The sequence below is a fragment of the Butyrivibrio sp. YAB3001 genome (genome assembly GCF_900112195.1).
Classification (GTDB): domain Bacteria; phylum Bacillota; class Clostridia; order Lachnospirales; family Lachnospiraceae; genus Butyrivibrio.
This window is the reverse complement of sequence record NZ_FOKR01000023.1, coordinates 14,600-28,620: the sequence shown is the minus strand read 5'-3', so window position 1 is coordinate 28,620 and position 14,021 is coordinate 14,600. Positions and strand designations below refer to the sequence as shown.

Below are 14,021 nucleotides of genomic sequence, written 5' to 3'. Positions count from 1 at the left end.
AGGGGTATTTAGGAAATTATTTGGGATAAAAGATAAAGAAGAGGAAACAGGAAAGATGTATATAATTGCAGGACTTGGAAACCCTGAAAAAAAGTATTTTGGAACCAGGCACAATGTAGGCTTTGCTACAATTGATGCCCTTTCTGACAAGTATAAGATTGAGCTTACGGAGACCAAGTTTAAGGCAGCTTTTGGAAAAGGCAGGATTGGTTCAGAAAGAGTTATTCTTGTAAAGCCTTTGACGTACATGAATCTTAGCGGAGAAGCAATAAGACCAATCTGCGACTACTTTAAGGTGGATACAAAAGAGGAACTTATTGTAATCTCAGATGATGTTGAGCTTGATGTTGGAAATATCAGAGTAAGACCAAAGGGAAGCGCAGGTGGACATAATGGGCTTAAGAATATCATCGCTTTGCTGGGACACGACGAGTTTAACAGAGTAAGAGTAGGCGTGGGTAAAAAGCCCAAGGAATATGATATGGTGGACTGGGTTCTTGGACATTTCGATGGTGAAATGGCAGTTGGAATAAAGGAAGGCATAGACAGAGCGGTAAGCGCTGTTGAGGAGATAATTGAGAACGGCGTTGACAGTGCCATGAACAAGTACAATTCCAAGAAGAATTCATGACTTTTTTAGCAAGCATATAGTTGACCAATGATAATAACGAGGATGTGCGCATATGAGAGCAATTACTACACCTTTGCATGAACTTAGCCAATTTGAAGAGATAAATGAGTACCTGAATAAGCCGTTTGCCTGTGCGGAAGTTACAGGATGTGTGGATTCACAAAAACTTCATTTCATAGATGGCCTTGGCGCGGATTTTAAGTATAGGATTATTGTTACATATTCTGACTTAAGAGCAAAAGAAATATATGAGGACTATAAGTTTTACGACAGAAATGTCACAGTCTATCCTGCCAAAGACCTTATTTTTTATCAGGCAGATGTTCATAGCAATGAAATTGTAAGACAGCGCATAAGGACTATGAGAAGGCTTCTTGAGGGGAGACCTGTAACTGTAGTTACTACTTTTGCTGCTCTTATGGCGCCTCAGATAAAACCGGAAATAATAAAGGACCATATTCTTGAAATAGATAAGCACAAACCCATAGATGAGGCTGAAATCGCGGAAAAGCTTATAACAATGGGGTATATCAGGAATTATCAGGTTGAGGGACCTGGCGAATTTTCAGTTCGAGGAGACATAGTTGATGTCTTTGATCTGACGGAAGAAAACCCATATAGAATTGAACTGTGGGGCGATGAGATCCAGTCCATAAGAAGTTTTGATATCCTTTCACAGAGGTCACTTGAAAAACTTGAATCAATCGAGATATATCCGGCCTCAGAGATTATTCTTGACGATAAGATTCTCCATGAAGGAATGGACAGGATTCAGGAAGAAGCTGATAAGAGAGTGGAGGCACTTAGAGCCGGGTTTAAGACAAAGGAAGCTCATCAGCTAAAGACTCAGATTGAGGAACTTCGTGAAGAATTGTTTGAACTAAAGTCGATGGTGAATCTGGAAAGTTATATCAAATACTTTTATCCGGACACTGTGACTATGCAGGAGATGTTCCCCAAGGGCAAAAGCTGTATTTTTATAGATGAACCGGGAAGAGTTCAGGAGCATGCGTGGGCTGTTGAGACTGAATTTAAGGAGAGTATGACGCACAGAGCTGAAGTGGGATATATTCTTCCAGGTCAGATGGATCTTCTTTATTCTATGGATAACTGCATTGCAAGAATGGGAAACGGAAGACGAGTGCTGATCTCAGCTTTGCAGATGCCCAAGAGTCAGAATCTTTTCATGCCGGAAAAGAGCTGGGACATAACTGCAAGAAGTATTGCTCCATATAATAACAGTTTTGAGTCGCTGGTAAATGACCTTAAGAATTATGCCAGTAAAGGCTACAGAGTTCTTATTTTATCAGGTTCAAGGACAAGGGCAAAAAGAATTGTTGATGACCTTAGGGACAATCTTGTAACTGCTTTTTACAGCGAGGATCCGGGAAGAGTCCTTAAGCCCGGCGAAATAATGACCTATTACGGAAGGATACTTAAAGGATTCGAGTATCCTGCAATCAAATTTGCGGTAATTGCTGAGAGCGATATTTTTACGGAGCATACAAAAAAGCGCAAAAAGAAGAAAAAGAGTGATTTCCGCGGAGAGAAGATTTCGAGTTTCTCTGACCTTAAGATTGGTGATTATGTGGTGCACGAAGATCATGGACTTGGAGTGTACAGAGGAATTGAGAAAATTGAGACTGACCGAGTGGTAAGGGATTACATAAAGATTGAATATGGAGATGGCGGAAATCTCTATGTTCTTGCAACGGGGCTTGGTGTAATTCAGAAATATGCATCCGGCGGTGATGATGAGACTACCCATAAACCAAAGCTAAATAAGCTTGGCGGAAATGAGTGGACTAATACCAAGAAAAAAGTAAAATCTGCAGTTGAAGAAGTGGCTCAGGACCTTGTTGAGCTCTATGCAAAGCGACAGGCGGCGCAAGGTTATCAGTTTAGCAGCGACACAGTATGGCAGCAGGAGTTTGAAGATGCCTTTCCTTATCAGGAGACTGATGATCAGCTTTCGGCCATAGAAGATACCAAGAAAGATATGGAGTCTTCTATGGTTATGGACAGACTTGTCTGCGGTGACGTAGGTTTTGGAAAAACTGAGATTGCAATACGCGCTGCATTCAAAGCTGTGCAGGACGGAAAACAGGTTGCGGTACTTGTGCCAACAACAATTCTTGCCCAGCAGCACTATAATACTTTTTCTGAGAGAATGAGAGACTTCCCTGTCAGGGTGGACCTTATGTCAAGGTTCAGAACTGATGCGGAGCAGAAAAAGACAATTACAGATCTTAGAAAAGGTCTGGTTGATATTGTTATCGGAACCCACAGACTTCTATCAAAGGATGTGAAATACAAGGATCTGGGGCTTTTGATAGTGGATGAGGAGCAGCGCTTTGGCGTAACTCATAAGGAAAAACTAAAGACATTAAAAGAAAATATTGATGTTCTTACTCTTTCTGCGACACCTATTCCAAGAACTCTTCATATGTCTCTTGTGGGAATAAGGGAGATGAGCGTTCTGGAGGAAGCTCCGAATGACAGAATGCCTATCCAGACCTATGTCATGGAATATAATGATGAGCTTGTAAGAGAAGCAATTGTAAGGGAACTTTCAAGAAACGGCCAGGTTTATTACGTTTACAACAGAGTAAATACCATAGCAGACGTAGCTGCCCAGATACAGAAGCTTGTCCCTGAGGCAAATGTTGCTTTTGCTCATGGCCAGATGAAGGAATCTGAACTTGAGAGAATCATGTACGATTTCATTGACGGAACTATTGATGTTCTGGTTTCGACCACTATCATTGAAACTGGCCTGGATATTCCAAATGTTAATACCATGATCATACATGACTCAGATAAGATGGGACTTTCCCAGCTTTATCAGCTAAGGGGAAGAGTTGGCCGTTCCAACAAGACGGCATATGCATTCCTTATGTATAAGAAGGATAAGATGTTAAAAGAAGTTGCTGAAAAGAGACTGTCAGCAATACGTGAATTTACTGACCTTGGTTCCGGATTTAAGATTGCCATGCGAGATCTTGAAATTCGTGGCGCTGGAAGCCTTCTTGGAAGAAAGCAGTCAGGACATATGCAGGCAGTTGGATATGACCTTTATTGCAAGATGCTGGGTGAAGCGGTTAAGCATAAAAAGAATGATGTGCCTGATGGAGATTACACACTTGATGAAATAAATACCAGCATTGATCTTGATGTCAGCGCCTTCATACCTGATAACTACATCCTTAATGAAGAACAAAAACTTGAAATCTACAAGCGCATTGCCAGTCTGGAAAATCAGGCAGAATGCGATGAGATGAAGGATGAGCTTATCGACCGTTTTGGAGAAGTGCCTGAGACGGCGATAAATCTTTTACGCATATCTCTTCTAAGGACAAGAGCGCATAAACTGTACATCCTGGAAATCAAAGGTGGCAATGGAACGATTGAGATCAAGGTAAGTCCTGCGGCTAAGATAGATTCCGGTAAGATTCCGGGATTTGTGGCAAGCTTTAAGGGAGCCATGACATTCCACAGTGCAGCTATTCCTGTTTTTGTATATAAATATAAGTGGAGCGCTAACTCACAAAAGGCGGAAATGCAGCTTTTAGCAGATGTTGAGGAACTCATCGGTAAGATGGAAGATATGCTCATCAAGTAGGAGATTAACAAAAAATAACGATTTGAAATAAAACTTGTAAACCTTGTTGCGATTATGCAATAAGGTTTCATTTTGCATGAAAAAAGCTCTTTTTTTAGTATTACTGGAATAATCTATGTGATACTCTTAAGTTAGGAGTAGAGTAGTAAATTGTCTCAAACAGGATGTTTGAGATGGCTTTAACGATAGGAGGTCATATTATGAGTGGTGTATCTTCCGTAGGCGGTTATTCCTCATATTCAAACTATTCAGTAATTTCAAGCGGCGGCGCAATTACTAATGCAGCGCAGGATGCATCCGGGCTTGCTATTGCTGAAAAAACTGAAACACAGACAAGAGGTCTTGATCAGGGTTCTCAGAACATGAAAGATGCAAAATCTGTTTTGAATGTTGAAGACGGAGCTCTTGACGGCATTACTGATTATCTTCAGTCAATAAGAGAACTTACAATACGTGCCGGAAATGACACATTATCAGACGAAGACAAGAGTTATATCCAGGGACAGATAAATCAGTATCTTCAGGGAATTGATGATATAGCAAAGCAGACAACATTTAATGAAAAGCACCTTTTAGATGGCTCTAACGGAAACATGACAGTTTCATCTGATTCCGATGGGACTACTATTGGAGCATCAACCCATGACAGCACAGTTGCAAGTCTTGGACTTTCCGGATATGACATCACAAGTGGCAATTTCAGTCTTGATGATATTGACAACGCTCTTGCAACAGTACAGAACAGCAGAACTACAGTTGGCTCGGAGACCAACAGAATAGATCATGCGCTTAATTATAATTCACGCGCATCTCTTGAACTTAATGGTTTCCAGATGAACAAAGCAGAAGACAGAGCTATCGAGGCTTTGCAGGAAATGAAAAAGAAACAGGCTCTTGATCAGTATCAGATAATGCTTCAGAAAAAGAAAATGGAAGATGAGGAACAAAGAGGACGCATGTTCCTTATGTGATGGTTTGTACATAGCTTAATAAGTTTTAACGCAGGACGATTGCAATAGTTGTCCTGCGTTATTTTTCCTTGTTAAAAGAAATAAATCACTATAAAATGATTATACTAAGAAAAAAGATTATTAAGTAAATAGATTGGACTGATAAAAACTAAATGAAGATAAGTGAAAGAATATTCGAGATTTTAAAAGATAAAGGGATGACACAAAAAGAATTCTCTGCAAGAACAGGCATTCCTCAGAGCACTATCAGTGATTGGAAGAATAAAGAAATGAATCCCTCTGCCGATAAATTATTGATTATAAGCCAGGTTCTTCAAACCAGTGTTTATGACATCCTTGCATCATCCGATAACACAAAAAACGCGAAAGTTGATTATGTTTTTTTAGATAAGGATTCTAAAGAAAAAGAACTCATAGATATGTATAGAAATTTGCCTGAGACTAAGAGAGAAAGGCTTTTAGGATACGCAGATGCACTAAATACCGATACTTGACCTGGTACGATTAATAGGATATAATTCGTGATATCGAATCGATTATATTACTTCAGTTTTGATAATTGTTTAGATTGTTTTTTTGAAGTAATAACTTTTTCCAGCTGGATATATTTTATTTAATACTGGAGGTATTGGCTATGACAAGTGAAGAAAAGATTGATTTTTTAATTGAAACGATGGGGCGCTTTGGAAAGAAGTTGGATTCCTTCGATGAGAAATTTGATAAGATAGATGAGAAATTTGATAAGATAGATGAGAAATTTGATAAGATAGACGAGAAATTTGATAAGATAGACGAGAAATTCGATAAGATAGATGAGAAATTCGCTAGGATAGATGAAAGATTTGATTCTGTGGAAAATAGACTTACAAATCTAGAAAATGATGTTTCAGGTATAAAGCTTCAGATTGAGAATGAAATTATCCCTAATATCCAGCGTGTCGCAGAAGGCCATCTGGATCTTGACAGAAAATTGCGAGAGGTTATTAAGACCAACGCAGATTATGAAGTTCTTACGCTTAGGGTAAATAGCTTGGAAGCTAAGGTCGCCAGGATAGAACAAAAAATTACATGATATTTCAGATTTTACCGGTAGTTGCGGGAATAAGTATGAACGAAGATATACACAATGCAGATGTGTTTAAACAGAAAATTGAGTATCTTGACACAATTGGTGAAATTGTGAAAAATCATTCACGACAGATACAGGAATTGCGATTAAAGCAAGCCTGATATATATTAATTAGCTTGTAATAGCTGATTGTTCGGATAATATAAGTGTAGTAGAGGTTAGAAAGATGACATTAACAAAAGAAGATTTATTGGCCATAAAAGGTGTAGTAGATGAAAGCACACAGGAAATAAAAGATAGGCTTACGGTAGTAGAAGATAAAGTCACAGCAGTAGAAGAACGTCTCACAGTAGTAGAAGATAAAGTCACAGCAGTAGAAAACCGGCTTACAGCAGTGGAAGATGAAATTGCAGAAGTAAAAGACAGACTTACAGTGGTAGAAGACAGACTTACAGTGGTAGAAGACAGGCTCACGGTAGTAGAAGATAGAATTACTGCAGCAGAGGAAAACATAAAAGAAATCAAAATTGTACAACTCGAAAACTGCGTAATTCCTGTACTTAGAGAAGTTGTAAAGTATCAGGGTGATGTTTATGAAAGATATTATGAGGGGGCTAGGCGATTCGAAGAAAAGATAGAACTGATAGATGAAACTGCCAAGACAGTTGAAGAACATTCAAAAATAATCCGTGAATTACAGCTGAAACAGGCATAAGGTTTTTGACAGTAAATAGTAATGACAGAACACCTTTTAGATGCATTTAAATAACAAAGATTAAAAATAGATTAAAAGATACGATCCCGTTATAAAGTATATGAATGCTTTGTGGCGGGATTTTTTGTCGCGGATATTCGTAATGACAACAGATTATGCTCATAATATAGAATTGCAATAGCGAAAAAATATAACGAAAATAGTCAATATTGAAATAATATTTTATACTGTGTAAAATATTATTATGGTGAAGCGTTAAAATTAACAGTCAGGGAAATATGAAAAAACGCATAAATACTGCATTATATGAATTTGTATCAAATAAACTAAGTCAATTTAAGTGATGTAGTTTACTAAAATTAACAGTTTGTTTTTATAGAAAGATGGCTAAGGAATCAATGAATTATGCAATTATACTGGCGGCTGGAGTTGGACAGCGAATGCGCAGCGGTGGCTTGCCAAAACAATTTCTAAAATTGATGGGAAAACCAATAATTGTCTATACATTGGAAAAATTCAGCGATTGTGAGGCTGTGGATAAGATTATAGTTGTTTGCCATAGTGCCTATGTTGATCTAATGAAGGAGTATATTGAACTGTATAAAATTAGAAAGATACAGGCAATATGCGTAGGCGGCAAGGATAGACAAGGCAGCATCTGCAATGGAATCGATGAGGCTAAAGCATCTGGGGCTACAGATGAAGATATAGTGATAATTCATGATGGTGTAAGACCACTGGTTGGAGAGAATACAATTCGAGAGAATATTAGAATCGCAATGCAGTATGGATATGCAATGACTGTTCATCCGGTTTCAGAATCAGTTGTTGTTTCGAAAACAATGGAAATAGGTATTAATGATATAAGCAAGAGAGATGATACTTATAGCATGACATCACCACAGACATTTAAATTAGGGCTCTTGATGGACGCATTTAATAATGATATAGGTGATGACGATGAAGTTCCAATGCTTGATGCGGCTATGGTATGCGCTAAAGCAGGGAAAAAGATAAACTTAGTAAAAGAATATAATAATAACTTAAAAATCACAACTCCGGAGGATTTTTATTATCTAAAAGCAATGCTTGAAATGGAGGAAAATAAGAGGGTATTTGGATTGTGATTATCTTAACGCGCAAAGATTAACAGTATGGGTTTATGTAAAATGGTTGAAAAAAGAGATGTAGATATAATACTGAATAATCCAATAGATTGGGAAAAGTTTAAGAATAAGACAATTCTTGTCACAGGTGCCACAGGCAGACTTGGAATGTTCTTTGTTGAATCAATACTAAAAGCGGATATAGATTACAACTTAAACTTAAGAGTTATAGCATTGGCAAGAAGTAAGGAGAAATTAAATAAATGTTTTAATGAAACTTTAAATCTTCCCAATGTGTCTTTGCTGGTTCAAGATATTACAACTCCGATACATGTAGAAGATGGAGTTGATTTTATTATTCACACAGCAGGCGCAGCCAGCCCTAAAGATTTTACAGAAAATCCTGTAGAAACATTGTGGGGACATGTTCAAGGAACCAGAAACGTTTTGGAACTTGCAAGGGAAAAGAAAACACAAAAAGTACTATATGTTTCAACTGTAGAAATATATGGGCAATTAAACCAAGAAGCTAAAATTAAAGAAGAGGATATGGGTGCTTTAAAGTGTGATGAGGCCAGATCATGCTATCCGGAAGCAAAAAGATTATGCGAAGCTATGCTGGCAAGTTATGAAGCTGAGTACGGAATAGATTATGTTTGTACCAGACTTTGTCATACACTTGGCCCTGGAATTGTATTGGATGATGGAAGGGCATTTGCTGAGTTTCTAAGGTGTGTGATTGATGGAAAAGACATTGTTTTACATACTGCAGGAAATGCTATGAGAACATATACATATGTCGGAGATGCAGTTGGTGCAATGCTATTAACTCTTACTAGTGGAAAACAGCATCATTACAATGTAGCAAATATTAATAATCTAATCAGCATAAAAGACTTAGCAGAGCTGATTGCAGCGATGAATTCAAAAGGTACTACAAAAGTAGTTATTAAAATTAAAGATGAAGATTATAAGTACCTTCCGTTTAAATTGGGAATCATGAATGTTGATAAGATAATGAAACTTGGGTGGTATCCTCAAGTGGGCATAAAAGATACATTTAAGTATACATTGGATTCTTTTCTGCAGCAGGTATAGGTATGATAAATGAGCAATTATATATATGCTGGAGATTAACAAAAGCATTCATTCAGAGTATTCCCTTTTATCTGTTTAGGGTAGTGCCAATAAATCCTGACAGAATTGTTTTCACCACAATAGAAGGAACTACAGGGTTTACGTGTAACCCCAAGTACATCGCGTTGGAAGCGATAAAATTAATAGTTAGGGATAATAAAAAATATGAACTTATATGGCTTGTAGATGATACCACTAAGGTTTTTCCCGAGGAAATTAAAAAGGTAAAGAATACACTTATTAATAGGGCTTTTTATTTATCTACTGCAAAATTTTGGATAGATAATAGTAGAAAACAATTAGAATGCAGGAAACGCAAAGGGCAGATTTACATACAGACTTGGCATGCAAAGCTGGGATTTAAACCAACATGTTTAGACAGAGGAGCATCATTTTCGAGAATAGCCTATCTTGTCAGCAAACATGACTCTGACATGGTTGACTATTGGCTTTCAAATTCAGATTGGTACGATAACACCTTGAAAACAGGTTCTCTATATGAAGGGAAAACGTTAAGAACCGGCTCACCAAGATGCGATTGTTTAGTGAAAGCATCTAAAGAGAGAGAATTAAAAGACAAAATTAAGACTGGGTTAGTTGAAAGATTTGGATTATATCAAGATAACACCAAGAGTATTGATAATGTACATTTCCTCATGTATGCCCCAACTTTTAGAGGCGGAAATCAGAATATAGATAGAAAACTTGCTTCTGATCAGCATGCTCCTGATTATAATCTTTTACTATCATCTTTGGAAAAAAGATTTGGGGGAACATGGTTTATTTTACTTAGACTACATCCACAGATGACTGTGCGAGGAATTAAGGCAACAGATAGTAAAGATTTATATTCAAAAAAGTGCATAGATGTAAGCAAAGTCGATGACATGTATGAGATTCTTGCCGGATGCGATGCATTTATGACAGACTATTCCAGTTCAGCCTTCGATGCGGCAGTGATGAATATACCAATATTTTTATATTGTGATGATTATTCAGATTATGAAAATGAACGTGGAAAACTGCTTTGGGATTTGAAAAAACTTCCGTTCCCTATGGCTACAGATACAAGACAACTACAGCAAGTAATAGAAGAATTTGACGAAAATGCTTATCTTGCTTCTCTAAAAAGACTATGGGAAGAGAATAAAATTATTGAGGACGGCAAGGCAAGCAAAAGAGTGGTAGATTTTATCCAATCAACTAATTGATGAGTAAATAAAGCGTACCTTGATAATTTCATACTTTACATCGGAAAAAGAAAATGTTATATTTAACAGGCATTGTTCGTATGCATTTGAGGTATCTTGGGCAAATCGTCCGTGACTCCCATAATGATTTAGATGTTTAGAATATAACGATTTTCATTTTCGCTTTCTTATAAAAGTAAAATTACACATTACGAGGATCAGGATGACAAAGAAAATGCGAATGCTGTGTTACATTTGTTTAGAATGGCGAATAAGACATTGATTGATGAAATGAGAGGTGAGAATGATATGGTATATGAAGCATTTAGAGATGTATATGAAGAGCTTATCACTGAGGCAAAGGCAGAAGGAAAGGCAGAAGGAGAAGCTATAGGAGTGGCTAGTGGAGAAGCTAAGGGAGAAAAACGACAAAGAGAAACAGACCTCAAAATCTTCATAGAAGACAAAATCGAAGATGGAGTCCCAGCTGAAAAAATTGCTGCAAAGCTTGTTAAGTTGTATGGTTTTACTGAGAGCACAGCAAAGGAGTATGTTGAGAAGTATTCACCCGTTTCTGCTGAAAAGTAATTTGATAAAATTAAACATTATTCTAACAATAAGATAATTAAATTCCCGATGTGAAGTATAGAATGTACTTTATGTCGGGATTTTTGTTTTCAAATGGAGAATTAAAAATCAGTGAGCGATAAAACTAAATTAAATTGCCTGTCAGACAATGAATGGCAAGATTTAAAGAATATTATAATATTTGGCATTGGCCGCCAGGGTAAGAAGATGTTTCAGACTCTAGCGGATAATTTTAATATACTGGCCATTATTGATAATGATGAAAAAAAAATAGGAACAATCTACCAAGATTATAAGATAAAGAGACTTGACGATGTTGCTGAACTGATAAAAGAAACCAAGATAATAGTTACAACTTCACAATACTATTATAAAGACATTAGAAAACAACTTGAAGGAAAAGGACTTGTTGAAAATATCGATTTTGTAATGTATCAGCAGTTTATTACAGAATGGTTTTATAAATATCAGAAAAAAATATATTTGCTAAAAACAGATATATCACTAACGACAAGATGCACCTTAAATTGTAAAAACTGTATGCAATTCTTACCATATTGGGATGAAGTTGGTGAGAATTCACTTGAATCGATTGACGAAAATTTAGAGTGCTATTTTGATTGCGTAGACTATCTGTTTGATCTGGATATAGTTGGCGGCGAACCCTTTTTATATAGCAAATTATATGATTTTGTGGAACTGATAGGAAGAAATTATAGGGATAAGATAGGCTATGTTGGCTTTATTACAAATGGGACGATAGTTCCTAAGGATGAAGTTTTGGAACTGATGTCAAAATATAATTTTCAAGTATCTATAACGGATTATTCTCAGAATATTACATACAAACATCGGATACCGGAGCTGATAAAAAAACTTGAGCAATATGGCATTACTTATATGAGAAATATCAATATTGACTGGTTTGATTTTGGCTTCCCGGAGAAAAAGTATTGTTACGATGATAAATATGCGGTTACGCACATGGCAATATGCAATTCAATAGAGCATGTCCTGGATAATCAAAGATTATACTACTGTGGTCTTGAGTGGTCAGCTCAAAAAGGAAAACTATTTGAAGATGAGGAAAAAGCATACATAGACTTGCAAAGATTAAGAGGGAGAACACCAGAAGAAAGAAAACAGATTCTCGAAATGATACTAGGCAATATTGAAGGCGGGTACCTTGAGTTCTGCAAGTATTGTGGAGGATTTGGAATTGATAATAATAACAGGGTGAATACTGCAGAACAGATGCCACGGAGGAAGTGACTATGATTTTCACGGACTTAATAAATGGTATTAATAGGATAAAAGCTGAAACAGATGGATTGTATATATATGGAGCCGGCTTTTATGGTAAGGATATCTTTCGAGTATTACAAAACCACGGTATAGATATAAAAGGTTTTATTACAACTAATGGCAAATCCGATGGCCTTGTTTTGGGAAAAGATGTATATCCTGCGAAGGAAATAATAGAAAATAATGTTGGCGTGATAATTGGTGTTAGTGATACATATATTGATCAGGTTATGGAATATCTGAAAGAGCATAACTTCAATATGAATCACGTTATAAACGGTGGCAGATATATAACAGACACCGGTGGCAGAGAGGACTTACGTGATAGTAAGGCTTTGGAAATATCAACAATAATGGGATGCAGTGTTAATTGTCATTATTGCCCGCAAAGTTTATTTCTCCATACTTATTTTAAAGATGATAAGAATAGACAGCGCGTTATGACGATTGAAAACTTTCAGACAATATTAGATCATACACCGGATGATTGCATAATAGATTTTTCAGGTATGACAGAGCCATTTAATAATAAAGATTGCATAAAAATGATTGAAATGGCTTGTGATGCAGGCAGAAAAGTTTATTTATTTACTACATTAGCAGAAGTGGAGGAATCGATAGTTGAAAAACTGATAACTTTGCCGATATATTATATGACGCTGCACGTGGCAGACAAACTTGGATACGCGTATATACCTACGACAGAAGCATATTATAGAAATGTCGAGAGAGTTATTAATGCAAAAAAGAAAGATGGAACCCCTTTTGTAGATTTTATAAATGCACAGACCGATCCGGATGAGAGAGTTGCAAAAATTGTAGGCGATAAATATGAGATTATGCGTTCTGTTCAGAATCGAGCAGGAAATGTAAAAGATGAAACTGCTCAACACAGAAAAGAACTTATCAGACCAGACCAAAAGATAAAATGCTGCTTTTGTGGCGATGATTTATCAAATAGTGTCGTTCTTCCAGATGGGACAATGCTCATCTGCAATATGGATTATGGGATGAAGCATGTTCTTGGAAATCTGTATGAAGAAGACTATGACACAGTCAGAAGTAAGGGCGAGTTGCAAAGAGTTTTAAGAGCATTGAAATGTGAAGAGCAGATGGATGAGTTGTTATGTAGAAGCTGTTTGTTGGCGAGGATAGCAGATGATTGAGAAGCTAAAAACGTCTCAAAATGAAATATGGATTTATGGTACTGGTCGTTTAACCGCTTTATGGTGAATAATGAGAGGCAATATATGGTAGATGATGCTTTAGTTGTTGAAATGATTGGAAGATATAAAAGGGAATTCTCATTGTATAGGATGCAATATTTGACAATGGGGAGACTTTTGGATGAGCAATATATTCGATTCTTCTTGGAAAAATATCCTAGAGAAATGGTTTATGTTATTGGAGATAATTATCTTGGAATGCAGATGATCCATGTGCTTAAAGATAAACACAAGGATGTTTGTGTTGTAAATTATGGTGGCGGAGAAAGATGGGGAGAGAATACTGATGTACTTAGTGGGATAGAGCAGATTAGTATGGATGCTTTTTTTGATAGTTATTGTGAGGGTGTGGTAATCATATGTATTCTTAATGAAGGAGAAAGGTTGAGAAAACATATCTCTGAACGAGTTCCAATAGATAAAATCTATTTTGCAAATGAATTGATATTAGGGAGATGACT

At 36.7% G+C, this 14,021-nt stretch carries 13 protein-coding genes; all 13 read left to right on the top strand.

The features are described from left to right. Window positions 1-55 precede the first annotated feature (55 nt). Window positions 56-631 (top strand): aminoacyl-tRNA hydrolase, encoded by a 576-nt coding sequence (gene pth / locus BM086_RS17680; RefSeq protein WP_092330501.1) that lies wholly within the window; start codon window positions 56-58, stop codon window positions 629-631. A gap of 52 nt (window positions 632-683) precedes the next feature. Continuing rightward, window positions 684-4,253, top strand: a complete 3,570-nt coding sequence (mfd, locus tag BM086_RS17675) for a transcription-repair coupling factor (protein WP_092330391.1) — start codon at window positions 684-686, stop codon at window positions 4,251-4,253. A 200-nt stretch (window positions 4,254-4,453) separates the two neighbouring features. Continuing rightward, window positions 4,454-5,224: a flagellin gene (locus tag BM086_RS17670; protein ID WP_175560357.1), complete on the top strand. Its 771-nt coding sequence runs from the start codon at window positions 4,454-4,456 to the stop codon at window positions 5,222-5,224. Window positions 5,225-5,376: 152 nt separating this feature from the next. Continuing rightward, window positions 5,377-5,718 (top strand): helix-turn-helix domain-containing protein, encoded by a 342-nt coding sequence (locus BM086_RS17665; protein ID WP_092330382.1) that lies wholly within the window; start codon window positions 5,377-5,379, stop codon window positions 5,716-5,718. 140 nt (window positions 5,719-5,858) lie between these two features. Further along, the gene (locus tag BM086_RS17660) at window positions 5,859-6,296 is read left to right on the top strand and encodes a hypothetical protein (RefSeq protein ID WP_242952254.1); all 438 of its coding nucleotides are present in this window, start codon (window positions 5,859-5,861) and stop codon (window positions 6,294-6,296) included. A gap of 223 nt (window positions 6,297-6,519) precedes the next feature. Continuing rightward, complete coding sequence (locus tag BM086_RS17655) at window positions 6,520-7,008, top strand: hypothetical protein (RefSeq protein ID WP_092330378.1); 489 nt, start codon at window positions 6,520-6,522, stop codon at window positions 7,006-7,008. A gap of 383 nt (window positions 7,009-7,391) precedes the next feature. Then, complete coding sequence (locus tag BM086_RS17650; protein WP_092330373.1) at window positions 7,392-8,135, top strand: IspD/TarI family cytidylyltransferase; 744 nt, start codon at window positions 7,392-7,394, stop codon at window positions 8,133-8,135. Window positions 8,136-8,177: 42 nt separating this feature from the next. Continuing rightward, window positions 8,178-9,212, top strand: a complete 1,035-nt coding sequence (locus BM086_RS17645; RefSeq protein ID WP_175560356.1) for an NAD-dependent epimerase/dehydratase family protein — start codon at window positions 8,178-8,180, stop codon at window positions 9,210-9,212. A 2-nt stretch (window positions 9,213-9,214) separates the two neighbouring features. Further along, on the top strand, window positions 9,215-10,462 hold the full coding sequence (locus tag BM086_RS17640) for a CDP-glycerol glycerophosphotransferase family protein (RefSeq protein WP_092330365.1): 1,248 nt from the start codon (window positions 9,215-9,217) through the stop codon (window positions 10,460-10,462). Between the two features lie 288 nt (window positions 10,463-10,750). Continuing rightward, window positions 10,751-11,029, top strand: coding sequence for a hypothetical protein (locus BM086_RS17635; RefSeq protein WP_175560355.1), 279 nt, complete (start codon window positions 10,751-10,753; stop codon window positions 11,027-11,029). 111 nt (window positions 11,030-11,140) lie between these two features. Continuing rightward, the gene (locus BM086_RS17630) at window positions 11,141-12,301 is read left to right on the top strand and encodes a radical SAM protein (RefSeq protein WP_092330355.1); all 1,161 of its coding nucleotides are present in this window, start codon (window positions 11,141-11,143) and stop codon (window positions 12,299-12,301) included. Window positions 12,302-12,303: 2 nt separating this feature from the next. Next, complete coding sequence (locus BM086_RS17625; RefSeq protein ID WP_092330350.1) at window positions 12,304-13,500, top strand: radical SAM/SPASM domain-containing protein; 1,197 nt, start codon at window positions 12,304-12,306, stop codon at window positions 13,498-13,500. Between the two features lie 84 nt (window positions 13,501-13,584). Next, on the top strand, window positions 13,585-14,019 hold the full coding sequence (locus BM086_RS17620) for a hypothetical protein (protein WP_092330346.1): 435 nt from the start codon (window positions 13,585-13,587) through the stop codon (window positions 14,017-14,019). Window positions 14,020-14,021: the final 2 nt, after the last annotated feature.

Coding starts and splice junctions, on each gene's coding strand:
- BM086_RS17650 (WP_092330373.1), top strand. CDS start 7,392: ATGGCTAAGGAATCAATGAATTATGCAATTATACTGGCGGCTGGAGTT.
- BM086_RS17645 (WP_175560356.1), top strand. CDS start 8,178: ATGGTTGAAAAAAGAGATGTAGATATAATACTGAATAATCCAATAGAT.
- pth (WP_092330501.1), top strand. CDS start 56: ATGTATATAATTGCAGGACTTGGAAACCCTGAAAAAAAGTATTTTGGA.
- BM086_RS17625 (WP_092330350.1), top strand. CDS start 12,304: ATGATTTTCACGGACTTAATAAATGGTATTAATAGGATAAAAGCTGAA.
- BM086_RS17635 (WP_175560355.1), top strand. CDS start 10,751: ATGGTATATGAAGCATTTAGAGATGTATATGAAGAGCTTATCACTGAG.
- BM086_RS17655 (WP_092330378.1), top strand. CDS start 6,520: ATGACATTAACAAAAGAAGATTTATTGGCCATAAAAGGTGTAGTAGAT.
- BM086_RS17670 (WP_175560357.1), top strand. CDS start 4,454: ATGAGTGGTGTATCTTCCGTAGGCGGTTATTCCTCATATTCAAACTAT.
- BM086_RS17620 (WP_092330346.1), top strand. CDS start 13,585: ATGGTAGATGATGCTTTAGTTGTTGAAATGATTGGAAGATATAAAAGG.
- mfd (WP_092330391.1), top strand. CDS start 684: ATGAGAGCAATTACTACACCTTTGCATGAACTTAGCCAATTTGAAGAG.
- BM086_RS17665 (WP_092330382.1), top strand. CDS start 5,377: ATGAAGATAAGTGAAAGAATATTCGAGATTTTAAAAGATAAAGGGATG.
- BM086_RS17660 (WP_242952254.1), top strand. CDS start 5,859: ATGACAAGTGAAGAAAAGATTGATTTTTTAATTGAAACGATGGGGCGC.
- BM086_RS17640 (WP_092330365.1), top strand. CDS start 9,215: ATGATAAATGAGCAATTATATATATGCTGGAGATTAACAAAAGCATTC.